The organism is Nonomuraea mesophila (assembly GCF_004352805.1).
In the GTDB taxonomy this organism is placed as follows: Bacteria; Actinomycetota; Actinomycetes; order Streptosporangiales; family Streptosporangiaceae; genus Nonomuraea; species Nonomuraea longispora.
In genome coordinates this window covers 87696-112359 of record NZ_SMLD01000006.1, presented here as the reverse complement: position 1 = coordinate 112359, position 24664 = coordinate 87696, and the positions used below count along the sequence as shown (strand labels likewise).

The following is a 24664-nucleotide window of genomic DNA, read 5'->3' as shown; positions in this document are numbered from 1 at the left end:
TTCTAGGAGGAGCCCCGCCGCAGGAAGGTCCAGGACCGGACGATCTCGCGGGCGGGCGGCGGCTCCTCGGCCTGGAGGCGGTCGAAGAGCAGGCGTGCGACGTCGGTGTAGTCGTGGCGGAGCGGGCCGACGGTGCTGAGCTGCGGATTGCTGATGAGACCCTCGTCGATGTTGCCGACGCCGACGACGGCCACGTCGTCCGGCACGCGCAGCCCGGCGTCCCTGGCGGCCCAGATCACGCTGATCGCGGCCCGGTCGGAGGCCGCGAAGATCGCGTCGGGGCGGTCGGGAGAGCTCAGCAGTTCGGCGGCGGTCTGGTAGGCCGAGACGCGGTCGTCCGCGCCGGAGGTGACGATCCGCTGGTCGACGCCGTACCGCTCGAGTGCGGTGGTGTAGCCGAGCAGCCGCCCCGAGGGTCTGTCGCGGTAGAGCTCGAAGCGGTGCGCCATGAACGCGATGCGGCGCCTGCCCTCCGCCAGCAGGTGCTCGACCGCCTGCGCGCACGCCTCGGTCTCGGGCGTACGGACGACGTCGCACCCTTCGAGGCCGCTCTCGTTGCTCAGCACCACCATCGGCAGGCCGGTGGCGGCGAGCCCGGTGAGCAGGTCGTGGGTGAAGTGGTCGCCGACGACGTTGACCAGCGCGCCATCGGCGATGCCGCCGCGCAGCACGTCGACGGCCGCGCTCGCCCGCGCCTCCGAGTAGACGGTGAGCGTGACCACGGAGTAGCCGCGGGCGTCGGCCATCTCGTGCAGGTCGGTGGCCAGCCGCTCGTCGCTGGGGACGCCGCCGAGCGAGCTCAGCACCAGGCAGACCCGCTGTGTGCGGCGCTTGCGCAGGCTTCTCGCGGCCTGGTTGGGGGTGTAGCCGAGCTGCCTGGCGGCGTCGAGCACCCGCTGCCTCGTCTCGGCGGCCACGGGACGGTCGCGGCCGCTGAGCACGTAGGAGACGGTCGCCACGGACACGTTCGCCAGCTCGGCCACCTGTCGTGCGGTAGGTCTCATGTTAGTCGAATAACGTAGCATTCCCGACAGGGATACAGGGAATCGTTCTGGGGAAACATCGCGAACACCGCTGGACGTCTAGGGAACTTCACGCCCTGACACTCAGGCGTGTGAATCGATTAACACCATATTTCGCACCGACCCGCCCGATCAATAGGTGAGCCCGCCCGGTGTTCCAGGCCCCTGCTCCCGGCCATCAGCGTGGCGAAAGGCATTTTTCATCACTCTCCGTTATCTTTCCTGATGAACGGGGGGAGGATCTGTGGACGATCTGGTCACAGGGAGGGTGTCGCGCCGGATGTTCGTCACCGGCACGTTCGCGGCGCTGGGGCTCGGCGCCGGCCTGGAGGCGGCGCCCGCGGCCGGGGCGACGGCACGGCCGCGGGGGACGGTGCTGCGGGCCAGGCCCGCCAAGGTCAAGCTGGGCAAGCGCACCGTCTCCACCTGGACCTACAACGGCGTGCTCCCCGGCCCGCTCATCAAGGCCACGGCCGGCGAGACGGTCGCCGTCAAGCTGGTCAACGACCTGCCCGATCCGACCACCGTGCACTGGCACGGCATCGCGATCGACTTCCCCATGGACGGCGCGCCCGGCTTCTCCCAGACCTCCACCCGCCCCGGCGGCACGTTCGACTACGTCTTCAGGGTGCCCCACCCGGGAACGCACTTCTACCACTCGCACGTCGGCACCCAGCTCGACCGCGGGCTGTACGGTCCGCTGATCGTGGCCGACCCGCGCGAGCCGCTCCGCTACGACGAGGAGTTCACGGTCGTGCTCGACGACTGGCTCGACGGCGTCAACGGCACCCCCGACGACGCCCTGCGCCGGCTGAACTCCTCCACCGAGCACGACGACACCCTGCGCAGCGAGGCGCTGGGCGGCGTGGCCGCCGAGCTGCGCCATCCGCTCTACCTGATCAACGGCCGCCCGCCGGCCGCGCCCAGGACGTTCACCGCCTCGCCCAGGCGGCGCGTCAGGTTCCGGGTCATCAACGCGGGCGCCGACACCGCCTTCCGGGTCGCGCTCGGCGGGCACCGCATGACCATCACCCACACCGACGGGTTCCCGTGCTCGCCCGTCACCGTGGACACGTTCGTCATCGGCATGGGCGAGCGTTGCGACTTCGTCGTCACGCTCAAACCGGGCGCGTTCCCGCTGGTGGCGCAGGCCGAGGGCAAGGGCGGGCGGGCGTACGCGGTGGTGCGGACCTCGCGCAAGGCCGACGCGCCGCCGTCGCGGGTCAAGGTGCCGGAGCTCAAACGACGGATGCTGAAATATCAGGACCTGGACGCCCGGCCCGCCGACCACCTCCCCCTCCCGACCAGGGCCGTCGCCGTCACGCTCGGCATGCGGGAGTCGGGCAACGAATGGACGCTCAACGACCGGCTCGCGAGCGACCCGCTGCGCCTGCGCGTCGAACCGGGCGAGACGCTGCGGATCGTCCTGGACAACCAGTCACCCATGTGGCATCCCATGCACCTGCACGGCCACACCTTCCAGCTGCGCGCCCGCAAACGGTCCGGGCCCCGCAAGGACACCGTGAACATCAAGCCGCGTGAGCGCCTCCACATCGACGTGCACGCCGACAACCCCGGCGAGTGGATGTTCCACTGCCACAACCTGTACCACCAGGAGCAGGGCATGATGGGCGCCATCGGCTACGGCCAGGCACCGCCGCTGCGGCCCGACATGATCCACGGCGGGCACTCCGCTGGTGAGAAGGGCCGCCGCGGCCGGCACTGACGCGCGCCGCCACTGCCATGTGCCACATCACCGTGATCTCTCTTGCGACCCGGCACCGGGCTACGCGAGGATCGCCGGACTGGAACCCCACCCTGCATGACGACACGGAGAGGCTTGTCGTGCGCGCTTCAGAGAACATCGAGCAGTTCGGATACCGGCAGGAGTTACGCCGCGGGGTCGGGCTGACCGACCTCGTGTCCTACGGCCTGGCCTTCATGGTGCCGATCGCGCCCTTCGCGATCTTCGGCCTGGTCTACTCCCGCTCCGGCGGCATGCCGGTGCTGGCGTACCTCGTCGGGATGATCGCACTGCTCTTCACCGCCGCCTCGTACGCGCAGATGGTCAAGGCGTTCCCCCTGTCGGGCTCCGTCTACAACTACGCGGGGCGCGGCATCGCCCCTCCGGTCGGGTTCATGACCGGCTGGATGGTCCTGCTCGACTACATCCTCGTTCCCTGCCTGCTCTACCTGGTGGCCTCCATGGCCATGCACGACATCGTGCCGGACGTACCCGTCTGGGCCTGGCTGATCGTCTTCGTGGCCGTGAACACGGGGATCAACCTGCGCGGCATCCGCATGACGGTCCGCCTCACCCGCATGATGATCGGCTTCGAGCTGCTCGTCCTCGGGCTGTTCCTCCTGGTGGGCGTCTGGGCTCTGCTCCAGGGCAAGGGCCACGGATTCAGCCTCTCCCCGCTGTTCAACCTGGAGACCTTCTCCTGGCCGGTGATGTTCGCCGCGGTGTCCGTGGCGGTCCTGTCGTTCATCGGCTTCGACGGCATCAGCATGCTCGTCGAGGAGTCCACCGGCGGATCGGCCCAGGTGGGCAGGGCGATGCGGGTGGCGCTGGTGCTGGCCGGCGTGCTCTTCATCACCCAGGTCTGGGTCGCCTCCCTGCTCGTGCCCGACCCGAACGGGCTGCTGACCCAGGACAGCGGCACCGCGTTCTACGACGCCGCCGCCGTGGCGGGCGGCGAATGGCTCAGGAACGTCACGCTGACCGCCACCGCGCTCTCCTGGGGCGTGGCCAACACCATGGTCGCCCAGGTCGCCGTGTCGCGCCTGCTCTACGCGATGGCGCGCGACCGGCAACTGCCGTCGTTCCTCGCCAAGGTGTCCGTCAGGCACTCGGTGCCGGCCAACGCCATCATGCTCGTCTCCCTGCTGTCCGTGGGCATCGGGCTGTGGATGTCGGGCCGCCCCGACGGCGTCGACCTCCTCACCAGCCTCATCAACATGGGCGCCATGGCCGCCTTCATCGTCCTGCACGTCTCCGTGATCGTGCACTACGCGCTGCGCCACGGCTCCGACAGACTCTGGTCGCACCTCGTCGCGCCGCTGATCGGCATGGGCATCCTGGTCTTCGTCGTGATCAACGCCAACGTCCTCGCCCAGATGGTGGGCCTCGTCTGGCTGGGCGCCGGCGCCGTGGCGCTGGCCGTCCTCTACGCCATGGGCCGCCGGCCGGCCCTGGACGGCATGCCCTCCGAGGCCGGGCGAAGGTGAAGGAGGAACCGCGTTCCATGAACGCCCTGCCCCTCCACCAGGACCTGTACCTCATCGCCCACGACCAGACCGGCAGGCCGCTGATCCACCTGTCGTCGATGGCGCTCGGGCTGGCCGGCGCCGTGCTGCTCGACCTCGCACTCGGCGGCCGCGTCACCGTAGCCCAGGGCCAGGCCGCCGCCACCCGGAGCGCGCCCACCGGCGACGCGATCGCCGACGACCTGGTCTCCCTCCTTCCGCGCCACCGCGCCGGCAGGGAGCTCAGGTATCTGCTGAAGAAGACGGCGGACGGCATCCACGACCGCACCCGGGAGGCGCTGCTCGGCTCGGGCGTGCTCGTCCAGGTCAGCGGGCGCCGCCTCGGCGTGCTGCCGTACACGCGGTACGAGCCCGCCGACATCGCCTCCGTCGTCCGGGCCTCCGCGGGGGCACGCTCGGCGGTCGAGGGCTGGAAACAGCCGGACGCGCGCTGCGCCGCGCTGTGCGGGCTGGTGGCCGTGCTGCGGCTGGAGGCGGAGCTCTACCTGGACCAGCCGAGCGCCCGGCTCGTCGGCCGCCTGCGCGAGATCGCCCGCGACAGCTCTCCCGTGGTGGGCGAAGTGGTCACGGTGGTGGACGCCCTCGTCGGCGAGGCCGCCGTCGCCGTCTACCGCTGACCCACGACCCGCCGCACCACGCTCCCGTGTCAGGGGAAGAGGGCGCGGAGCTGGGTGATGACCTCGACGATGGGGGTGACCTGGGCCGCGCGGGTGGAGAGCCGGCTGAGCGCGTCGAGGATGCGCGACCGGTCGGGCTCGGCCTCCGCCAGCTCCTGCCGGACGTCGCCCGCGTCCCTGCGCGCCCGCGCGGGCTCCGCGAGGTCGGCCTCGTGCGCCGCCAGCAGGCGGTCGAGCCGCTCCAGCAGTTCCTGGGCCTGGCCGCCCGCCGGTTCGCCGCCGTTGACGACGACCGCGCGGGCATGGGAGCCCATCGCGATCGGGCCGCTGACCTGGCCGCCGCTGACGTGTATGCCGTATTCGTCGCCCATGGGTCTCTCCTCGCTCGTCACGCGCCCGGCCGGGCGCTGGTGTGCACGGTGGCCGATGCGTGCCGGCCGAAGGCGATGGGGCCGCTGACCGTGCCGCCCGCGCCCACGGACACGGTGTTCATGGTCACGCTGGCCGCCTGCAACCGGTAGGCCCCCGTGTCGACCTCGTGGTCCTCCAGGAAGTCGAGGACCGCCTCGGTGAGCCGCTGCTCGATCATCCGGGTGTATTTCGTGACGTCGAGCACCTGGATGTGGGTCTGCAGGTCCGCGTCGGCGCCGAGCTCGCGAACGCTGAAGCGGGCGCCGTACGGATAGACGATGTGTTTGCGCGGGTCGGGGGCCATCAGGCTCTGGCGCACCGCCTGCACCGCCGTGCCGGCGACCCGCGCGGGGGCGGCCAGCACGTCACGCAGCAGCCGCAGCTTGAACACCTTGACCGCCTCCCACGCGATCCCCACGCCGGTCATCGTGGGCAGGTGGTCGACCACGTGGTAGGCGCCGAGGGCGGGCGGCAGCACGGTGACCACGAACTGCGTGTAGAGCATCCGGCCCTCGACCGCGAGGTAGATGAAGGCGGAGGTCAGCGCCTCCTGGTCCTCGGCGGGGGCGACGAGGTTGCCGCCGGCGTCGCGGATCTCCTGGCCGTCGTTGTTGATGGTGAGCCGCTGGTAGTAGCGCACGCCGCCCTGGGGGTGGCGGATGATGGCCTCGATCTCCTCCTGCGTGGCCTCGCACTTGGGCAGGCCGTGCTGGCCGATCATCGGATGCGCCGTCCTGGCCCGATCACCGTGCCAGTCGCTGACCGTGAAGATGCCCCTGGTCACCACGTGGTCGCCGATGTCGAGGCGCTGGATGCCCTCGTTGGGCCTCAGGACACGGTCGCGCATGTCCTTCAGGCGCTCGCGCACGAACGTGTGCAGCTTCACCGGGTCGATGTCGACGGGGTCGATCCGCCGCCTGCTCACTTGGTCGTGGCGGACGCGGTCGAGCTCGACGGCGATCGACCAGCTGCGCTCGATGGCACCGGCGCCCATGAAGGCGTCCTCGTTGGCGTACATCGTCACGTTGCCCCACTGGGCCCTGCGGATGTAGTCGAGGCGCCGGGCCGTCTTGGGGTGGGTGACCCCGGTGACGGGCTCGGGGGTGCCGGGCCTCAGGGTGCCGGCGAGCGTGAGGTAGATCGCCACGCGGTAGACCACGACGATGGTCAGCGTGGCGACCGGGACGAACAGGATCTCGGCCAGGGTGCTGCCGCCACCGGGCGAGGACTCCGAAGCGTAGCCGCTGTCGTAGGACGGGCCCGAGCCGCTCAGCTCGCCCAGCGTCGGCACCAGCGCGTACACGAAGGGCCACAGGACGAACAGGACCCCCACGAGCAGGATCGTCGCGCGCACGCGCAGCGGTGCGCGCCGGACGCTGTCGACGGTGAGCAGGACGAACGGGACGAGGAGCACCATCCACAGGATCGTGGTGAGCGGGGTGAACAGCAGGCCGGCGGCGAAGAGCAGGGTGATGAGCGCGTCGCGCACGGTGAGGATCGCGCGGGCGCGCCGGCAGTGGTGGAGCACCGGCATGAGGTCGAACCCGCCGTAGGAGGGCGGGACCGCGCGGTAGGGGTCGAACAGCAGCTCGTCGAGCACCCGGTTGCGGAACCCGTGGTCGAGGTAGGCGGCGGCGCAGAGGTAGCGCGTGGCGTTGCTGACGGGCGGCGGGCCCGATGACGGATCCGCGCCGCGCCGTGACCTCGCTGACGAGCTGTCGACGGTCATGAGTTCCGCCTTCCTTTTACGTTTCGGAACCGACCTTGGGGAAGCTTATTCAAATAGTCTCGGGGTCAGCAAAGCGCACGTAAAAAGCGTAGGGCAAATGCGGCATTTCGCCACAGTAAATGAAATATGCGGGAGGATGCGTTGACCCACGACCCCGGCTCCAGCCGTCTGTGCGGACGATGCGGGTCCGACGTCGGCGGCGCGCTCCAGTGCCCGCGCTGCCGGGCTCCGCTCTTCTCCCCCGGCACGACCGCGCCGGCCTCCTACCGCTCAGGGTCGTTGCGCCCGCGGCGGCGCGCGCCGCTCTGGCGGCGCATGCCCGTGCTCACCGGCCTGACCGCCGCCGGGCTGGTGGCCGCCGTGACGTGGTGGGCCGTCGCCGGCCGCGCCCCCGCCCCCGCGAAGCCTGAGACGGCGGGCGCGGCCGAGTCCAGGCCGTCCGCGCCGCAGCACCTCGCGGGCGAGCCCTCCCCCACCTCGCCGTACGAGCCCACGCCGACCCCTGCCACGACGGACGCATCAGCGGAACAGCGGGCAGAACAGCAGGCGGAGGCCGTGAACGACCTGCTGTCCAGCAGCAGCTCCGCCCGTTCCAGTCTCTCCGACGCCATCGAGCACGCGCGCCGGTGCGAGCGGCGCGGGCTCGACACCATCCGGGACATCACCGACCGCCGCCGCCGGCAGCTCACCGACGCACGCGCGCTCGGCATGTCGGCGCTCGCGGGCGGCGCGGAGCTCAAGGACGCCCTCGTCGACGCGCTGCGCGCCTCGTACGAAGCCGACGCCGCGTTCCTCGCATGGGCGCGGCGGCAGGCCGGCGGGAATTGCCGGGGATCGACCGCCGGCGACCGCGACTTCCGCCGCGGCATCGACGAATCCGGTACGGCCCAGGCGGCAAAAGTCCGCTTTTCCAAGATGTGGCGCTCAATAGCAATAAAGTACGATCTGACACCCTGGAAACCGGATCAAATCTGACACCCACCACAATTTCCCGATAAATCGAGAAATCTGTTGACGAGCCCCTCCCGCCGCCCACGTTCACGACGGACAGCGACACGTACCGAGCCCCACCCGGAAGCCCCGTGGACGGCCCGCTGCCGACGCCCGGGAAGACCTGGGTGTCGGAGTGGAGCCCCGACGGCGACACTCGCGCCCCTGCCTCAGCCCTTGGTGCCCGTGTGCGCGATGCCCTGGATGAACTGCCGTTGCAGGAACACGAAGACCGCGATCACGGGAAGCGAGGCGATCAGCGAGCCGGCCATGAGGACGGGGTAGTCGGTCTGGTACTGCCCCTGGAGCGCGGCCAGTCCGGCGGACAACGTCATCTTGTCGGGGTCGGTGTTGACGACCAGCGGCCAGAACAGGTCGTTCCACGCCCAGAGCAGGGTGAGGATGGCCAGCGCCACCAGCCCGGGCCTGGCCAGCGGCAACATGACCGACCAGTAGATCCGGACGGGGCCGGCGCCGTCGAGCCTGGCCGCCTCCTCCAGTTCGCGCGGCAGCCCGAGGAAGAACTGCCGCAACAGGAACACCCCGAACGCGCTGAACAGCCCCGGCACGATGATCGCCTGGAGGCTGTTGAGCCAGCCGAGCGATGACATGATCTGGTACTGCGGGATCACGAACAGCTGCGGCGGGACCATGAGCACCGACAGGAACACGCCGAACAGCAGGTTCCTGCCGGGGAAGCGCAGCCGGGCGAAGGCGTAGGCGGCCATGGAGCAGAACAGCACCTGGCCGGCCACCCGCCCGGCCGCCATGATCGCGGTGTTGAGGAACTGGTCGCCGAACGGCAGCAGGTCGAAGACCTTCGCGTAGTTGTCCCACCGGCCTTCGGGCAGGAACGTCGGCGGCACCGCGGTGGCGCTGCTGAGCGTCTTGAGCGAGGTGATGATCTGCCAGGCGAACGGCGCCACCATCAGCAGCGACGAGGCGGCGAGGATGGCGTGCACGCCCAGCGGGCGGCGCTCAGACATAGTGCACCCACTTCCGCTGGAGCCGGAACTGCAGCATCGTCAGCACCGCGATGAGCAGCAGCAGCGCGATCACGATGGCGGCGGCGTAGCCGCGGTCGTTGGTGACGAAGGCCCGCTCGTAGAAGAGCTGGACGACGGTCTGCAGCCGCGCGTACGCCGGGTTGGCGCGGGCGGACTGGCCCGAGCCGGTCATGACGAAGACCAGGTCGAACAGCTGCAGCGAGCCGATCACCGAGACGATGGAGATGAAGAACGCGGTCGGCGACAACATCGGCAGGGTGATCCTGAAGAACTGCGTGACGCGGGAGGCGCCGTCCATGGCGGCGGCCTCGTACAGTTCCTTCGGGATCGCCTGCATGCCGGCCAGGAAGATGATCAGGTTGTAGCCGATGCTGCTCCAGATGCCGACCACGACCAGCGCGTACAGCGCGGTGGCGGGGTCGGCGATCCAGTTGGGGCCGTCGACGCCGACGGTGGCGAGCAGCTGGTTGACCAGGCCGTAGTCGCCGTTGTAGAGCCAGCGCCAGAGCATCGCCACCGCGACGGGCATGGTGACCACGGGCAGGAAGAACGCCGTACGGTAGACGCTCACGCCGCGCAGTCCCGGCCGGTTGAGCAGGGCCGCGAACACGACCGCGAGCGGGATGCCGAGCAGGCCGAGCACGGTGTAGGTCAGCGTGTTGAGCACCGCCCGGCCCACCTCGGGGTCGCCGAGCAGCCGGAGGTAGTTGTCCGGTCCCGTCCAGGTGTGCCCGCCGAACGCGCCCCATTCGGTGAAGGAGAAGTACGCGGTCTGCAGGACGGGCCACAGGTAGAAGATCGCCAGTCCGAGCCCGGTGGGGGCGATGAAGGCGTACCCCCACAGGGCCTCGCTCCGCGGCCGGCGGCGCCCCCTCGCCGCGTGGGCCGCCCGTGCGGGCCGCGATCGGGCGGTGGTGGTCACGTCACTCCTTGGCCAGCAGGTCGTTCATCGCGGCCGCCAGGTCCGCGGCCGCCCGCTCGATCGGCACCTCGCCGGTCCACGCCTTGGTGAGGTGGGTGAGCTCCGCCTCCTGCCAGGCGGCGGTGTTCTTGGAGACCGGGTACGGCACCGCGTACGCGACGGCGTCGAGGAAGACCTGGAGCTTCAGCTCGGGATGGGCGGCCACCCAGTCGCTCTGGGTGCCGTTGTAGGCCGGGATCGGGCCCTTCTTGCCGAGCAGGTCGGCGGCCGGCTTGGAGCCGAGGAACTTGACGAACTCCCACGCCTCGTCGGGGTGCTCGGTCTGGGCGGACATGACGTTGGCGACGCCGTGGATGATCGTGGCCTGCTTCTCGCCCTTCGGCAGCGGGGCGACGTCGACCTTGTCCTTGGTGTAGTCGTTGGCGGTGAACTCGGCGACGTCCCACGACCCGCCCCAGTACATCGCGAGCTTGCCGGCCTCGAAGAGCTGGAGCGGGGCGGTGTCGGTCATAGTCTTGAGGTCGGGCGACTGCCCGGCGGCGATGAGGTCGGTCCAGAACCTCAGTCCCTCGATCGTCCGGGGGTCGTCGTAGCCGGACTTCCCGCCGTCCGGGGAGATGACGTGGCCGCCGGCCTGGTAGATGGTGTTGTACTGGTATTCCTGGAAGCTGGTGAGCTGCGCGCCGACGGCGTGGACGCCCTTGGCGGGGTCGGTGAGCTTGGCGGCGGCCTCCTTGAAGTCGGCCCAGGTCCAGTCGTCGGCCGGATGTTTCACCTTCGCGGCGTCGAAGAGCGTCTTGTTGTACCAGACGCCGACCGTGTCCATGTCTTTCGGCAGGCCGTACAGCTTGCCCTCGTAGGTGTAGAGGTCGACGAGCTGCTTGGGGTAGACCGAGGTGTCGACCTGCTCCTCGATCGGCTTGATGACGCCGTTGGAGGCGTAGAGCTGGAAGTTGGGGCCGTTCATCCAGAAGACGTCGGGCGCCGCGCCGCCGCTGACCGCGGCCTTGAGCTTCGTCCAGTAGTCGGCCCACGGGGTGAGCTGGACGTCGACGGCGATGTTCGGGTGGGTCCTGGTGAACTCCGCGGCGAGTTCCTGCATGACGGCCTGCTGGGTCGCGTCCCAGACGCCGTAGGACAACGTCACCTTGCCCGCCCGTGTGCCCGCCTGCGCGTCCGTGCTGGCCTGCTCACCGCCTCCGCACGCGGAGGCGAGCAGCGCCGCGCAGAGGAGCGCGGCACCGCCTCGTGCCGACTTCCACATCATCCCGGTCCTCTCCTAGAACGTGGGAGTAATGATGGAGTCCAGTGAAATTTCTTTCAAGAGTCGGTGTGTTACAGATGGCTCACGAGCGGGGTGCGGCCGTCGAGCACCCGGTCCTCGACGTCGTCGAGCGCCAGGCGTACGGCGCCGAGCACCACGCCCTCGTCGCCGAGCGCCGACATGCGCACCTCGGGCGTGCGGATGCACCAGCGGTCGAGCTCGCGCCTGAGCGGCTCGATGAGCACGTCGGCCGAGCGCGAGAAACCCCCGCCGACCACGACCATCTGCGGGTCGAGCGCCAGCACCAGCGCGGAGGCGCCGAGCGCGAGGTCCTTGACGTAGCGGCGGACGGCCGCGGCGGCGGCCTTGTCGCCGGCCCGCGCGGCGGCGAACACGTCGCCCGCCTCGCCGCTGGCCGCGCTCAGGTGCTCCTGGGCGCGGATCCAGCCGAGCACCGGCAGCGCGCCGATCTCGCCCGAGGCGTTGGCGAACCCCCTGTGCAGCTTCCCGTCGATGACCAGCCCCGCGCCGGTGCGGAGCCCCGCCAGCAGGAACACCATGTCCTTGGCGTAGCGGGCCACCCCTCGCCAGCACTCGGCGAGCGCGGCGAGCTTGCTGTCGTTCTCCACCAGCACGGGGCCGGGCGCGAGCCGGCGTACGTGCGCGGCCAGGTCGACGCCGGTCCACTCGGGCAGCGCCTCCGAGAGCATCACCCGGCCGGCGCCGTCGACCAGCCCGGTCGTGCCGACGCCCGACGCCCACACGTCGCCGCCGGTCAGGCCCGCCCCCTCCAGGCACCCGGCCACGGCCCTGTCGACCGCTTCCAGCCGCTCGACCCGGCCCATCTCGGGCATGACGGGCACGCGGGCGCTGTCGAGCACGGCGCCGTCCAGGTCGGCGACGACCGCGCGGATCTTGTGGCCGCCGATGTCGACGCCGAGCACCCGCCCCGCCTCGGCCCGGAAGCGGTAGCGCCTGGCCGGGCGGCCCACGCCGCCCGCGGTGGCGCCCGCCTCGGCGACCCAGCCCTTCTGCAGCAGCTCGCGCACGACGTCCTCGGTGGAGGCGCGTGACAGGCCGGTGCGCTTGGCCACCTCGGTGAGCGTGAGCGACGGCCCGCCCTGCAGCGCCCTGATCACGGCGAGCGCGTTGAGCTGCCTGAGCCGCGACAGGTCACCGCCGCTCAGTTCGCCGGCCATCGGCCCCCCTTGCTGTCAGCTTTCCCAGACCGAATAATGATGCTCTCCATGATATTTCTTCGGGGAAGGTTCCATGACTGAGGTGACTCTAGCCGTCGTCGGCGGCGGCCTGCGAGGGCTGACCTACGCGCGCCGCGCGCACGCCACGGGCGCCGGGCGGGTGGTGGCGGTGGCGGACCCCGACCCGGGCCGCCGCGCCCTCTTCGTCGAGGAGTTCGGCATAGCGCCGGAGCGGGCGCACGCCGGCTGGAAGGAGCTCGCGGCCGGCGGGCGGATCGCCGACGCCGCCGTCATCGCCACCCACGACCAGTTGCACACCGCGCCCGCGGTGACGCTGGCGGAGCTCGGTTACCACATTCTCCTGGAGAAGCCGATGGCCACGAGCGAGCCCGAGGCGGCCATGATCGCCGAGGCGGCCCGGCGCAACGGCATTCTGCTCGCGGTCTGCCACGTGCTGCGCTACACGCCCTACACACGCCTGATGAAGGAGCTGGTCGACGAGGGCAGGATCGGGCGGCTCATCAGCGTCCAGCACCTGGAGCCGGTGGGCTGGTGGCACCAGGCGCACTCGTTCGTGCGCGGCCACTGGCGGCGGCAGGACACCTCGGCGCCGATGCTGCTGGCCAAGGCCTGCCACGACGTCGACTGGCTGGTGCACCTGTTCGGACGGCCGCCCGAGAGGGTCTCGTCGTTCGGCTCCCTGTCGCACTTCCACGCCGGCGACCGGCCCGCCGAGGCGGCCGACCGGTGCCTCGACTGCCCGCTGGAGCCGTCGTGCCCGTACTCGGCGCCCCGGCTCTACCTGGGCTGTCTCGGCGATCCGTCCAGCGAGTTCTGGCCGCTGTCGGCCGTCACCCCCGGCCGCACCGAGCAGGACGTGCTGGAGGCGCTGCGCACCGGCCCGTACGGACGCTGCGTGTACGCCTGCGACAACGACGTCGTGGACCACCAGGAGGTCGTGATGGAGTTCGGCGACGGGGCGACGTGCTCGTTCACGATGAGCGCGTTCACCCCCATGGAACACCGGCGCACCCGGTTGTTCGGCACCCACGGATACATCGACGGCGACGGCGGCGTGCTGCGGGTGGTCGACTTCCGTACGGGCGCCGAGGAGCTCGTCGCCGCCGACGGCGCTGCGGGGCCGTCGGCGGGCGACGGGCACGGGGGCGGCGACGAAGGCCTCACCGATGCCTTCCTCGCCGCCGTGGCCTCGGGCGACGCCACCCTGCTCCAGTCGGACGCGGCCGAGAGCCTCATGACGCACCGCGTGGTGTGGGCCGCCGAGCAGGCCCGGCTCACGGGCACGGTCGTGACGCTCCAGGACCCCTGAGGCTCAGCCCCAGACCTCCTGGGCGGTCTCGACGATCAGGGCGAGCTTGGCGAACTGCTCGTCGGCCGTGAGCTGGTTGCCCTCGACGGTGGAGGAGAACCCGCACTGCGGCGACAGGCAGAGCTGGTGGAGGTCGACGAACTTCGCGGCCTCGTCGATGCGCCGCTTGAGCGTGTCCTTCGACTCCAGCTCGCCGGACTTGGTGGTGACGAGCCCGAGCACCACCATCTTGCCCGGCGGCACGAACCGCAGCGGCTCGAACCCGCCCGACCGCTCGTCGTCGAACTCCAGGAAGAAGCCGTCCACCTTCAGCTCGCCGAACAGCGCCTCGGCGACGAAGTCGTAGCCGCCCTCCGCTGCCCAGGAGGAACGGAAGTTGCCGCGGCACATGTGCGTCGTGACCGTCATGCCCTCGGGCTTGGCGGCGAGCGCGGCGTTGATCTGCCGGATGTAGCGCAGGTGCATGTGGTCGGCGTCGTCGCCGCGCGCGGCCAGCTCGGCCCGCTGGGCCGGGTCGTTGAGGTAGGCCAGGCTCGTGTCGTCGAACTGCAGGTAGGTGCAGCCCATCGCGCCGATCCTGCGCACCTGCTCGGCGTAGGCCGCGCTGAGGTCGCTCCAGAACTCCTCCACGTCCGGATAGACCTCGCGGTCGATGGCCGCGGGCCCGCCCCGGTAGTGGACCATGCTCGGCGACGGGATGGTCAGCTTGGGCACGACGCCCGCGCCCCGGGCGACCAGCGTGTCGCGCAGGAAGGCGAAGTCGTCGGCGAAGACCGGCTCGTTCAGCTTGATCCGGTCGTGGACGCGCAGCGCCGCCGGGGTGAACTCGATGTCGCCCTGCTCGTTGTGGAAGCGCACCGTGATGTGCTCGTCGGTGGCCTGGCCGATGCCGCCGAGCTGGTAGATGAAGTCCATGTGCCAGGAGGACCGCCGGAATTCACCGTCCGTGGCGCTCTGCAGGCCGGTCTCCTCCTGGCGGCGTACCACCTCCCTGATGGCCTTGTCCTCGGCCTCGCGCAGCGCGTCGCCGGTGAGGGTCTCGCGGGCGCGGAGCAGCGCGGCCGGGCGCAGGAGGCTGCCGACGTGGTCGGCGCGGAAAGGTGGGGTGGTGCGCACTGCTGATCATCTCCTCGGGTGGAGGCCGCGGTCGGAGCCTCCGTAGAGCGTGCGCAGCGGGGCCTTGAGCAGCTTGCCCGCCGCGTTCTTGGGCAGTTCGGGGACGAGTTCCAGGTACTTCGGGATCTTGAAGCGGGCCAGCCGCCCGTCCAGGTACGCCAGCAGCCCGGCGGGGTCGGCCTTCGCTCCCGGCCGCGTCACGACCAGGGCCTTGCCGACCTCGCCCCACCGGTCGTCGGGCACGCCGATCACCACGCACTCGGCGACCGCCTCATGGCCGTACAGGACGCTCTCCACCTCGGCGGGATAGACGTTCTCGCCGCCGGAGATGATCACGTCGTTGAGCCGGTCGGAGATGCGTACGTAGCCGTCCTCGTCGGCGACGCCGACGTCTCCCGAGCGGAACCAGCCGTCCGGCGAGAGCACCTTCGCGCTCTCCTCGGGCCGCCCCCAGTAACCGGGCATCACGTTCGGGCCCTGGACGTACACCTCGCCCGGCTCGCCGGGTGCGGCCGCGGAGCCGTCGGGCGCGACCAGGCGGACGTCCGAGAAGAAACACGGCACCCCGGCCGTGCCCGCCTTGTCGATCGAGTGCTCGGCGCCGAGGAAGAGGGCGCCCGGCGCGGTCTCGGTCATGCCGTACCCCTGCAGGAACATCAGCCCCCGCTCCTGGTACGTCCTGATCAGCGGCTCGGGCACCGGCGCGCCGCCGCACAGCAGGTGGCGCAGGCTCGTCAGGTCGGCCTGCGCCCAGCGCGGCGAACGCGCGAGGAAGCCGAACATCGACGGCACCCCGAACATCACCGTGACCCGCTCCGACGCGATCAGGTCGAACGTGCGCTCCACGTCGAACGACGGCTCCAGGATCGCCCTGCCGCCCTTGAGCACGGTCGGGATCAGCGTCTGGGCCAGCGCCGCGATGTGGAACAGGGGCGCGCTGACCAGCGTCACCTCGTCGTGCGCGAGCGGCACGTCGACCAGCAGGTTGACGGTGTTCCACGTCAGGTTGCCGTGAGTGAGCATGGCGCCCTTGGGGCGGCCGGTCGTGCCGGACGTGTACATGATCAGGCACACGTCGTCCTGGCCGACGGGCTCGTCGACGGGCTCGGGCGATCCGCTCTCCAGGAGGTCGTCGTAGGCGTCCGGCGGGATGTGCTCGCCAGGGAGGCCCGCGCCGTCCCGCCCCTCGCCCAGCACGAGGAGCTTCGCGCCGGCGTCCTCCAGGATGTAGCGCAGCTCGGGCGTGGCCAGCCGGGTGTTGAGCGGGACGAACACCGCACCCAGCAGCCCCGCGGCGAAGAACGTCTCCACCATCGAGGGCTGGTTGGCCCCCAGGAAGGCCACCCGGTCGCCGCGCCGCACGCCGCGCCGGGCAAACGCCGAAGCCAGCCGGTACGTACGGTCGCGCAGGTCACGGTAGGTGTGATCGCGCCCGAGGTAGCTCAGCGCCACCCGCTCGGGCGTCATACGCGCCCTGCGTGCCGGCCACGAGCCTGTCCCCTGATTCCGCATCGGCACTCCTTGACGCTCAAGCCCTCAAGTTAGGCCAAATGGCGACCGCTGTCACCGTTCTGCCCAACTTTCGTCGGGGACGGTGTCGAGGAGCCCGTCCGCGACCGCCACCGCCTCCTCCCTGAACCGCTCGTGCAGCGCGTGGCAGACCCCCTGGGCCTTCTCCGCCGGCCAGTCGTCCGGCAGGTAGCGCAGCGGGAGCCGCGGATCGGCCCTGATGATCTGCAGCCAGCCGGTGAGCAACATGAGCGAGCGGGCCAGGTCGTCGGGCGCCTCGGGCGCGGGGTCGGCCCGGTCCCAGCGGCACAGGAACTCCCGGTAACGATCTCCGAGGCCCTCCAGGTCGTACGCCTCGCGCACCAGGGTGTGCATGTCGGTCGGGCATCTCGGCTCGGCGGTGAAGACCTTCACGTTCGCCCCGAGGTCCTCGACCACCTCGGCGGGCTCCACCTCGCCGGGGGCGATCCAGAGCCCGTTCTGCAGCGGCCCGAACCCGGCCCAGATCAGCCGCGAGCGCAGCTCGTGCCGCTGGCGCTGCCACGACTCGGGCAGCGAGAAGCCGATCAGGGTCCAGCGGTCGTCGTCCGTGTCGTTGACCACGCCGCTGTGCCAGATGCGCCGCTCGCCGTCCTTGAGCACCTCGGCGCTCGTCGGGGTGAGGCCGAAGTACATGCGCCGGCCCGCACGACGACGGCGCAGCAGGTCGCGGCGGACCATCCGGGTCAGCGTCGAGCGCGTGGCCTCCTCGGAGATCCCCACTCTGGCGAACGCCTCGATGAAACTTCTCGACGCGACGCAGACCCCTCGGCCGTATACGTGATCACCTAGAAAGGTCAGAATCGCCGATTGAGGCCTCATCCAGCCCTCCCCCAGATATTCGGCAATCTATTGACAGCCGTAATGTACATGCCTAGATTCAGGCCACACGCGACGGCTCCCTAGCGCCCGAGCCGCCTCACGCAGTGAGCACGGAGGTCCTGATGCGCAGGTTGCTCCCGTCCCTGGCCGTTCTCGTGCTGGCCGTCGCCGCGTGCGGTGGCAGCGGCGGCGGCGGTGACGGGTCGAGCGCACGAGATCCGATCAAGGTGGGGCTCATCGTCTCCCTGACCGGCAACTACACCCCGCTCGGCAGCGAGGACAAGAAGGCCGTCGAGCTGGCGGTCGAGCAGGTCAACGCGCAGGGCGGGCTGCTCGGCCGCACGGTCGAGCTGGTCACCCGCGACGACAAGACCGCCCCCGACCAGGGCATCGTGGCCTACAACCAGATCAAGGGCGAGATCGACGCGCTGATCGGGCCGGTCTTCTCCAACTCGGCGCTCGCGATCGAGCCGCTCGCGCAGCGCGACAAGATGCCGTACCTGTCGCTGGCGCCGACGCAGGAGCAGGTCGAGCCGATCAAGCCGTACATCTTCGTCACCCCCGCCCTGTCCAGCATGTACGCCGAGCGCTACCTGCAGTACATCCAGGCCGAGGGCATCAAGACGGTCGCCGTCGCCTGGGACTCCAAGAGCGCGTACTCCGTCTCCGGACATGACGCGATGGTCGAACTGGCCCCCAAGTACGGCGTGACGGTCGCCATCGACGAGTCGTACGAGACCACGACCTCCGACTTCAGCCCGCTGTTCCAGCACGTGCGCGACTCGGCGGCCGAGGCGCTGGTGTTCTGGGGCTCGGGCGCGCCCGGCGTGACCGCCGCCAAGCAGTACGTGGCCTCCGGGCTCAAGACGCCGCTGTTCCTGACCGGGTCGCAGGCCAGCAAGCTCTGGCTGGAGCCGATGGGCGAAGCCGCGGAGGGCATGATCGTGCAGAGCGCCATCGGCGTGGTCGGCGAGCACCTTCCCGACGGCAAGCAGAAGCAGGTCATCGAGCAGATGGCCGAACCGTACGAGCAGAAACACGGCTATCCTCCGCCGCAGTTCGCCCAGGACGGATACAGCGCGAGCCTGCTGCTGTTCGAGGCGATCAGGAAGGCGAACAGCACCGACAAGACCAAGGTCCAGCAGGCTCTGGAGAGCATGGAGCTGATCACGCCGAACGGCCTCTTCCGTTACTCCGCCACCGACCACTCGGGGCTCTCACCCGAGTACATCTCGATCAACACGGTGAAGGACGGCGAGTTCGTCCCCACCAAGTGGGCCGAGGAACAGCTCGCCAAGACCGTCAAGGCGGCGGGGTAGGGCGTGCTGGAGGTCACCGGGGTCTCACGGTCCTTCGGGGGCGTCTACGCCGTCCGCGACGTCTCACTGAGCGTCGCGGACGGCGAAGTCTGCGGCGTCATCGGCCCGAACGGCGCCGGCAAGTCCACGCTGTTCAACCTCATCACCGGTCATCTGGCCGCCGAGCACGGCCAGATCTCCTTCCTCGGGCACCGCGTCGACCGGCTCGCGGCACACCGGCGGGCCAAACTCGGCATGTCCATCGTCTTCCAGGCCGCCCGCGTCTTCCGCGGCATGACGGTCAGGGAGAACGCCATGGTGGGGCTGCACGGGCGCACCCGGGCGGGGTTCGTCTCGGCCGCGCTGCGGCTGCCGCGGCACCGGCACGACGAGCGCGAGATCGCCGCCGAGGCCGACCGTGCCCTCGAGCGCGTGGGCCTGGCCGAATGGGCCGACCGGCCCGCCGACCTGCTGCCCATCGGCCAGCAGCGGGCGCTGCAACTGGCCCGCGCCCTGTGCGCGCGGCCCAGGCTGCTGCTGCTCGACGAGCCCGCCTCCGGCCTGCGCGGCAACGAACGCGAACACCTCGCCACGCTGATCGAGGAACTGCGGGCGAGCGGCCTGACGATCCTGCTCATCGAGCACGACGTGGCGTTCGTGACCCGGCTCGCCGACCGCGTCGTGGTGCTCGACCTGGGGCAGGTCATCGCCGACGGCACCCCCGCCGAGGTGCGGGCCGACCCGCTGGTGCTCGCCGCCTACCTCGGACAGGCCTCATGATCGACGTCAAGGAACTGGTGGTCTCGTACGGCACGGCGACCGCGCTCGACCACCTCACCCTCACGGTGGGGCGCGGGGAGATGGTCGCCCTGCTCGGCCCGAACGGCGCCGGCAAGTCGACGCTCGCCAACACGCTCGCCGGCCTGCTCAAACCCGCCTCCGGCACCGTGCGCGCCGACGGCCGGGTGGCGCTCATCCCCGAGGGCCGCCAGCTCTTCCCCGACCTGACCGTGGCCGACAACCTCACGCTCGGCGGCTGGCGTTCGGGGCAGCGCGACCCGTCCCTCGTCTACGACCTGCTGCCCCGGCTCGCCGAGCTCGCCGGCCGGCGGGCGGGAGTGTTGTCCGGCGGCGAGCAGCAGATGGTGGCCTTCGGGCGGGCCATGATGTCACGGCCCGACGTGCTCGTCGTGGACGAGCTCTCCCTGGGCCTCGCTCCCGCCGTGACCGCCGACCTGGCCGCCCACCTCACCGCGCTCAACTCCGAGCAGGGGCTGACCGTGCTGCTCATCGAGCAGAACGCGCGCCTGGCGTTCGAGTTGTGCCGGCGGGCGTACGTGCTGGAGTCCGGGCGGCTGGTCACCGAGGGCGAGTGCGCGGTGCTGGCCGACGACCCGCGCGTGGCCAGCGCGTACCTGGGCGGGGCGATCACATGAGCGCACTGCTGAAGGGCGGTCCCATGAGAACGCGCCGGCGAGGAGCGGCCGGATGAGCGCATTCCTCACCTATCTCCTGAACGGCCTGGCGGTCGGATGCGCGATCGCGCTCATCGCCAGCGGCCTGGTCGCGATCCACCGGGTCACCGGCGTGGTGAACTTCGCCCAGGGCACGTTCGCCGTCGTCGCGGGCCTGTGCACGTCCTCGCTGCTCGGCCTCGGGTTGCCGCACGGGCTGAGCGAGCTGGCCGCCGTGCTGGCCGCTGCGGTCGCGGGCCTGCTCACCGGGCTGGCCGCCATCGGCAAGCGCGGCACCACGCCGCTGTCGGCGCTGATCGTCACGCTCGGGGTGGGCGTGCTCGCGTACGCCGTCGAGATCGTCCTGTGGGGCGACCAGCCGCGCTCGGCGCCCGGTCTGGCCGGCTCGGTGATCGTGGCGGGCGCGCGCATCCAGACCCAGCACCTGCTCGTCATCGGCGTGACGGCGGCCACGTTCGTGCTGCTGGCGCTCTTCTTCGGCCGTACCTACCTGGGCAAGGCGCTCACGGCCTGCGCCTCCAATCCGTACGCCGCGCGGGTCGTCGGCATCGACGTCAGGAAGATGGGGCTGCTGGCGTTCGTGCTCGGCGGGCTGCTCGGCGGCATCGCCGGGGTGCTGGTGACGCCGCTGCGGCCCATCTCGTTCGACACCGACGTCACGCTCATCGTGAACGGCTTCGCCGCCGCCGTCTTCGGCGCCCTCACCCGGCCCGTCATCGCACTCATCGGCGCGCTGCTGCTCGGCGTGGCCGAGACCATGGCCGCCGGCTACGGCTACGGCTCCCACCAGCTGGAGGTGGCTCTGGGGCTCATGCTCGTCGTCATGATCGTCCAAGCCGGCCGCCGCTCGGTCATCTCCCTGGAGTCCACATGATCAGGCTCGTGGCCGGGCTGCTGGTCGCCGCCGTCACGCTCGCGCTGCCGTCCGTGCTGGACGACAGCGCGCTGTCCGTGTACATCCTGCTCGGCCTGGCCGCCATGGTCACGGTCGGGGTTTCGCTGCTCATGGGGTACGCCGGTCAGGTCTCGCTCGGCCAGGGCGCCTTCTACGCCATCGGCGCCTACACCGCCGCGCTGCTCGCCTTGAGCGGCGTGCCGCCCCTCGCCGGCCTGATCGCCGCACCCGTGGTCGCCGCCCTGTCGGCGCTCGTCATCGGCACGCCGCTGCTGCGGCTGCGCGGGCACCACCTGGCCTTCGCCACGCTCGCCATGCAGCTCATCCTGCTGTCGCTGGCGGGCCAGCTCGAGTTCACCGGCGGCGACATCGGGCTGCAGGCCATCCCGCAGTTCTCCCTCGGGGCGTGGGAGGCGCAGGACGCGACCACGTACGCGTACCTGACCTGGGCGGGCGTCGCGCTGGTGATGCTGGTGACGCACAACGTCATCACCTCGCGGCCCGGCCGCGCCCTGCGTGCCCTGGCCACCAGCGAGACCGCGGCCGCCTCCTCCGGGATCCCGGTCGGCCGCTACAAGCTGACCGTGTTCGCGCTGTCGGCGGCCTTCGCCGGGCTGGCGGGCGGCATCTACTGCTTCTACACCGGCTACGTGGCCCCGGGGTCGTTCCCGGTGCTCATCTCCATCCAGTACATCGTCATGGCCGTCGTCGGTGGGCTCGGCACGACGTGGGGCGCCGTCATCGGGGCGAGCGCGATCACGCTGCTCCTGCAGGGGCTCAACACGCTGAGCTCGCTGCCCGGCATGCCGACGTACGCACCCAGCGTGCTGTCGTACGCCGTGTACGCCCTGCTCCTCATCGTGGTCGTGCTCTTCCTCCCCCAGGGCCTCCTGCCCGCCGTCACCGACCGGCTGTCCAGGAAACGGCGGGCCGCTCCCGCGCGGACCCGCTGACGCCGTACTCGATAAGGTGGCCCGCGCCACGATATATCGGGGAAAGGTACGGCATGGCGCACGATTGGCCGAAATTCCTGCCGGTGGGGGCGATCCGTTTCGCCCGGCCGACGGCCCGCTTCGACGACTGCCTCGTCTTCTACCGCGACGTGCTGGAACTACCGGTGATCGCGTCCTGGCGCGGGCACGACGGTTACGACGGAGCCGTCTTCGGCCTGCCGGGAACGCCGGTCCACCTGGAGCTCACCCAGCACGGCGAGATACCCGAGATCCCCGCGCCGTCGGCGGAGAACCAGCTCGTGCTCTACCTGCCCGGCGCCGAGGTGGTGGCGGCCGTCGTCGAACGGCTGGCGGGCCTGGGCCACCGGCCCACCCCTCTGGACAACCCCTACTGGGCCGACCGCGGCGCCGTCGCCTTCGCCGACCCCGACGGGTGGATGATCGTCTTCGCGCCCTGGGTCTTCGGCAGGGACCCGGTCCTCACGGTCACCTGAGAGCACGAGCCGGGTTCGTGACGGCGGTCCCGGTTCACGGCTTGATCAGCGATCCGTACGCCGCACGCACGTCCGATTTGGACGACTTGACGAACTTCTCCGGGGGCGGGCCGAGGTCGGTAACGTAGTACTTGTAGTAGTGACGAGGGCAGCTTCCTCTTGTGATCGCCCCTGCCGAACAACATCGCGCGGTGCGGCCCCTTGCCCCGGTAGGGGGCAGCGCCGCGATAGGGCGCCGGCTTGGCGCAGTACTTCGGCTCGTCGCCGCCCTTGAGCAGCCGCCGTACGTTCGCAAGCTCAATCTGCAGCCCGGCCCGATCCTTCCCCTGGCGACCCGCGCGACCAGGGCGAGCACGGCGAGGAGCACGACCGTGGCCGCCCTGGTGCCGAGGGCGAGTCCGCTGCTCCGCGACATCAAGCCGCTGGGCCAGGGACTGTTCGAGGCTCGCCTGACGTACCTCACCAATGAGTACCGGCTCTACTTCGCGAACGGGCTTAAGGGGAGCGCGTCCTGCTAGGGCTGGCTTTTCACATGAAAGGAAGCAAGGGAGCTCAGGATCGCGTGATTGGCAAAGCGAGGTGCCGTCTGGCCGACTGGCTGCGGAAAATATAAGGTTAATCCGATACGAGGAGGTCAACTGGGATGGATCCGCACGTCGCAGAGCTGCTGGGCATCGACCTGGCCGATCCGGACGTACAACGCGAAACCGCCGCCATCGACCGCGACATGCGGTTGATCGAGACGCTCGTCTCGATCAGGAAGCATCGACGTCTGACGCAAGCCGAGGTCGCCGAACGCATGGGGCGCAGCCAGCCTGCGGTCTCCGACTTCGAGCGTCTGGGTGGCGACCCGCACCTGTCCACCATCCGCCGCTATGCGCTGGCCATCGGCGTGGAGGTCGTGCACACGGTGACCACTTCCGCGAGCGCCACCACCACGGCGTCCGCCGGCGCGGAAATCAGTGTGCACGCTGTGGGGATCCCGCAAGGGACGGACGCCACGCAGGGGACGGCCAACCTCGATCTGCAACAGGCGCCCCTGTGATCGAAGGCTTCCTCGTCCTGGCCGACTCCGCCACGACGGACAGGGCGTCGGGCAAGGTGCACATGCTGGGAGCAGGATGGGCGCTGACCGGCCCGGCCGTTCCGCCATCCGCCATCACCGGGTTCCTCCGCATCCCGTGGAACGAAGCTCGGGACGAAGTGCGATTCCGGCTCCGGTTGCTGGATGACGCTCACCAGGCGGTCACACTCCTCCACGACGAAGCCGGCACCCGGGCGGTGCGGTACGAAGGAACAGTCGCGCTCCGTAATGCTCAGCCGGCGGACGAGGTCATGAGGCAGGTGCCCATGAATCTGTCTTTCGCCATCTCCATTCCCCCGCTGCCGCTGGCCTCAGGGCGCACCTATGAGTGGATGCTCGAGGTCGAGGACGTGGAGGTCGCCTCCGTACGCTTCGCCGTACGACCGGAGGGCGAACAACCGGCCTAGTGGGCTGCGGGCTCGTCCCAGGTCGAGGTGCCGTAGAGCACCTGGTACTGATCGACGGGGATGACCAGGTCGGCGGTCTCGACCGGGCGCGCATCGGCGTAGTACGTACGCTCGATCGTCAGCACGATGGCAGGAGCCCCGATGTCGAGCAGCTTCGCCTCCTCCACGGTCGCGTTGCGGGCGGACACCACCTCGGCCGCGTGGGTCACCTGAACACCGATCTGCCGCATGCGCTCGACCACGCCCTTGCCCGCGTGCGGCCCGTCCTCAGGGAGCACGATCGGCGTTCCCCGGGTGAGCTCCAACGGTTCCCAGGTGATCGACACCATGACGGGACGGCCGTCTCCACGGAACAGGTAGTCCGTCCGGACGACGTCGGGGTCGTCCCCGGCCGCCTCATCGAGCGCGAGCCGTCCTCTGATCTCGGCCGGGGCGGTGGCGGTTCGGCTTTCGTAGTCCCACGAGCCGAGCCGGCCCTGGTTGGCCATCTCGCCGGCGAAAGGGCTTCCGCCGCGAGCGTTTCTGTTCCAGCTCCGCACGAGGCGTTGCACCTTCGGGCGTGCCCGCACATAGGTGCCCGAGCCTGACCTGGCCTCTGCGAGCCCTTCCGTTACGAGGACTCCCAAGGCCCGTTGCGCCGTGTTGGAGGCGATCCCGTGCTCACGGACCAACTCAGGGATGGAGGGGAGCCGATCCCCTTCAACGAGTTCGCCCCTCGTGATGCGAGCCCGCAGCGAGTCGGCGATTTGCACATAGCGAGGCCGCACATCTCCCTCATTCACGGCAGTAGCTTGACAGGCTTACTAACTAG

Annotated in this window: 26 protein-coding genes and 1 pseudogene; 14 read left to right on the top strand and 13 right to left on the bottom strand. The window is 70.4% G+C overall.

The window, feature by feature from the left end; all coding sequences use genetic code 11:
• Positions 1-2: 2 nt before the first annotated feature.
• Entirely contained in the window at positions 3-1004 is a 1002-nt protein-coding gene (locus tag E1295_RS04115; RefSeq protein WP_132628302.1) for a LacI family DNA-binding transcriptional regulator, read from the bottom strand.
• 262 nt (positions 1005-1266) lie between these two features.
• Between E1295_RS04115 and E1295_RS04110 the strand changes: the two genes are divergently transcribed.
• The 3 genes from E1295_RS04110 (at position 1267) to E1295_RS04100 (ending at position 4909) form a co-directional block, all read left to right on the top strand.
• Positions 1267-2748, top strand: coding sequence for a multicopper oxidase family protein (locus tag E1295_RS04110; RefSeq protein WP_246079826.1), 1482 nt, complete (start codon positions 1267-1269; stop codon positions 2746-2748).
• Positions 2749-2867: 119 nt separating this feature from the next.
• Positions 2868-4253 carry an APC family permease gene (locus tag E1295_RS04105; protein ID WP_246079825.1) on the top strand — a complete coding sequence of 462 codons (1386 nt, stop codon included), beginning with the start codon at positions 2868-2870 and terminating at the stop codon, positions 4251-4253.
• Positions 4254-4270: 17 nt separating this feature from the next.
• The gene (locus tag E1295_RS04100) at positions 4271-4909 is read left to right on the top strand and encodes a GOLPH3/VPS74 family protein (RefSeq protein ID WP_132628300.1); all 639 of its coding nucleotides are present in this window, start codon (positions 4271-4273) and stop codon (positions 4907-4909) included.
• Between the two features lie 29 nt (positions 4910-4938).
• On the opposite strand, the gene E1295_RS04095 is transcribed toward E1295_RS04100, so the two are convergent.
• The 3 genes from E1295_RS04095 to E1295_RS04085 all read right to left on the bottom strand — a co-directional run bounded on the left by E1295_RS04095 (position 4939) and on the right by E1295_RS04085 (position 7558).
• The gene (locus E1295_RS04095) at positions 4939-5280 is read right to left on the bottom strand and encodes a hypothetical protein (protein ID WP_132628299.1); all 342 of its coding nucleotides are present in this window, start codon (positions 5278-5280) and stop codon (positions 4939-4941) included.
• A 17-nt stretch (positions 5281-5297) separates the two neighbouring features.
• On the bottom strand, positions 5298-7049 hold the full coding sequence (locus E1295_RS04090; RefSeq protein ID WP_132628298.1) for a hypothetical protein: 1752 nt from the start codon (positions 7047-7049) through the stop codon (positions 5298-5300).
• Between the two features lie 263 nt (positions 7050-7312).
• The gene (locus E1295_RS04085) at positions 7313-7558 is read right to left on the bottom strand and encodes a hypothetical protein (protein WP_132628297.1); all 246 of its coding nucleotides are present in this window, start codon (positions 7556-7558) and stop codon (positions 7313-7315) included.
• A gap of 46 nt (positions 7559-7604) precedes the next feature.
• Here E1295_RS04085 and E1295_RS04080 point away from each other — a divergent pair, with 46 nt between their 5' ends.
• Positions 7605-8024, top strand: a complete 420-nt coding sequence (locus E1295_RS04080) for a hypothetical protein (protein WP_132628296.1) — start codon at positions 7605-7607, stop codon at positions 8022-8024.
• A 185-nt stretch (positions 8025-8209) separates the two neighbouring features.
• On the opposite strand, the gene E1295_RS04075 is transcribed toward E1295_RS04080, so the two are convergent.
• The 4 genes from E1295_RS04075 to E1295_RS04060 form a co-directional block, all read right to left on the bottom strand.
• A complete protein-coding gene (locus tag E1295_RS04075) occupies positions 8210-9025 on the bottom strand; it encodes a carbohydrate ABC transporter permease (RefSeq protein ID WP_132628295.1) in 816 nt (271 codons plus the stop codon).
• A complete protein-coding gene (locus E1295_RS04070; RefSeq protein WP_166427064.1) occupies positions 9018-9968 on the bottom strand; it encodes a carbohydrate ABC transporter permease in 951 nt (316 codons plus the stop codon). The genes E1295_RS04075 and E1295_RS04070 overlap by 8 nt, the downstream gene beginning before the upstream one ends.
• Before the next feature lies 1 nt (position 9969).
• On the bottom strand, positions 9970-11235 hold the full coding sequence (locus tag E1295_RS04065; protein ID WP_220448523.1) for an ABC transporter substrate-binding protein: 1266 nt from the start codon (positions 11233-11235) through the stop codon (positions 9970-9972).
• A gap of 68 nt (positions 11236-11303) precedes the next feature.
• Complete coding sequence (locus E1295_RS04060) at positions 11304-12431, bottom strand: ROK family transcriptional regulator (RefSeq protein ID WP_132628294.1); 1128 nt, start codon at positions 12429-12431, stop codon at positions 11304-11306.
• Positions 12432-12504: 73 nt separating this feature from the next.
• Between E1295_RS04060 and E1295_RS04055 the strand changes: the two genes are divergently transcribed.
• Positions 12505-13761 carry a Gfo/Idh/MocA family protein gene (locus E1295_RS04055; protein ID WP_132628293.1) on the top strand — a complete coding sequence of 419 codons (1257 nt, stop codon included), beginning with the start codon at positions 12505-12507 and terminating at the stop codon, positions 13759-13761.
• A gap of 3 nt (positions 13762-13764) precedes the next feature.
• Here E1295_RS04055 and E1295_RS04050 read toward each other — a convergent pair whose 3' ends face one another.
• From E1295_RS04050 to E1295_RS04040, 3 genes are read right to left on the bottom strand one after another with little or no spacing between them, the layout of a single operon-like run.
• Entirely contained in the window at positions 13765-14877 is a 1113-nt protein-coding gene (locus E1295_RS04050; protein ID WP_132628292.1) for a 5-methyltetrahydropteroyltriglutamate--homocysteine S-methyltransferase, read from the bottom strand.
• Positions 14878-14883: 6 nt separating this feature from the next.
• On the bottom strand, positions 14884-16389 hold the full coding sequence (locus E1295_RS04045; RefSeq protein ID WP_132628291.1) for an acyl-CoA synthetase: 1506 nt from the start codon (positions 16387-16389) through the stop codon (positions 14884-14886).
• A 51-nt stretch (positions 16390-16440) separates the two neighbouring features.
• Positions 16441-17247: a PaaX family transcriptional regulator gene (locus E1295_RS04040; protein WP_132628290.1), complete on the bottom strand. Its 807-nt coding sequence runs from the start codon at positions 17245-17247 to the stop codon at positions 16441-16443.
• A 122-nt stretch (positions 17248-17369) separates the two neighbouring features.
• Between E1295_RS04040 and E1295_RS04035 the strand changes: the two genes are divergently transcribed.
• The 9 genes from E1295_RS04035 (at position 17370) to E1295_RS03995 (ending at position 23853) form a co-directional block, all read left to right on the top strand.
• On the top strand, positions 17370-18566 hold the full coding sequence (locus E1295_RS04035) for an ABC transporter substrate-binding protein (protein ID WP_132628289.1): 1197 nt from the start codon (positions 17370-17372) through the stop codon (positions 18564-18566).
• A gap of 3 nt (positions 18567-18569) precedes the next feature.
• Positions 18570-19325: an ABC transporter ATP-binding protein gene (locus E1295_RS04030; protein WP_132628288.1), complete on the top strand. Its 756-nt coding sequence runs from the start codon at positions 18570-18572 to the stop codon at positions 19323-19325.
• On the top strand, positions 19322-19981 hold the full coding sequence (locus E1295_RS04025; protein ID WP_132628287.1) for an ABC transporter ATP-binding protein: 660 nt from the start codon (positions 19322-19324) through the stop codon (positions 19979-19981). Before E1295_RS04030 ends, E1295_RS04025 begins: the two co-directional genes overlap by 4 nt.
• Positions 19982-20033: 52 nt before the next feature.
• Entirely contained in the window at positions 20034-20894 is an 861-nt protein-coding gene (locus E1295_RS04020; protein ID WP_132628286.1) for a branched-chain amino acid ABC transporter permease, read from the top strand.
• Positions 20891-21868, top strand: coding sequence for a branched-chain amino acid ABC transporter permease (locus tag E1295_RS04015; RefSeq protein ID WP_132628285.1), 978 nt, complete (start codon positions 20891-20893; stop codon positions 21866-21868). Before E1295_RS04020 ends, E1295_RS04015 begins: the two co-directional genes overlap by 4 nt.
• Positions 21869-21921: 53 nt before the next feature.
• The gene (locus E1295_RS04010) at positions 21922-22362 is read left to right on the top strand and encodes a VOC family protein (protein WP_132628284.1); all 441 of its coding nucleotides are present in this window, start codon (positions 21922-21924) and stop codon (positions 22360-22362) included.
• Between the two features lie 191 nt (positions 22363-22553).
• Positions 22554-22880, top strand: a complete 327-nt coding sequence (locus E1295_RS04005; protein WP_132628283.1) for a hypothetical protein — start codon at positions 22554-22556, stop codon at positions 22878-22880.
• A 125-nt stretch (positions 22881-23005) separates the two neighbouring features.
• On the top strand, positions 23006-23407 hold the full coding sequence (locus E1295_RS04000; protein ID WP_132628282.1) for a helix-turn-helix domain-containing protein: 402 nt from the start codon (positions 23006-23008) through the stop codon (positions 23405-23407).
• The gene (locus tag E1295_RS03995; protein WP_132628281.1) at positions 23404-23853 is read left to right on the top strand and encodes a DUF6941 family protein; all 450 of its coding nucleotides are present in this window, start codon (positions 23404-23406) and stop codon (positions 23851-23853) included. The genes E1295_RS04000 and E1295_RS03995 overlap by 4 nt, the downstream gene beginning before the upstream one ends.
• On the opposite strand, the gene E1295_RS03990 is transcribed toward E1295_RS03995, so the two are convergent.
• Both E1295_RS03990 and E1295_RS50650 read right to left on the bottom strand, forming a co-directional pair.
• A complete protein-coding gene (locus E1295_RS03990; protein WP_246079830.1) occupies positions 23850-24392 on the bottom strand; it encodes a UTRA domain-containing protein in 543 nt (180 codons plus the stop codon). The genes E1295_RS03995 and E1295_RS03990 overlap by 4 nt on opposite strands.
• Positions 24393-24431: 39 nt before the next feature.
• Positions 24432-24605, bottom strand: a pseudogene (locus tag E1295_RS50650) (GntR family transcriptional regulator); the annotation flags it as partial.
• Between the last annotated feature and the right edge of the window lie 59 nt (positions 24606-24664).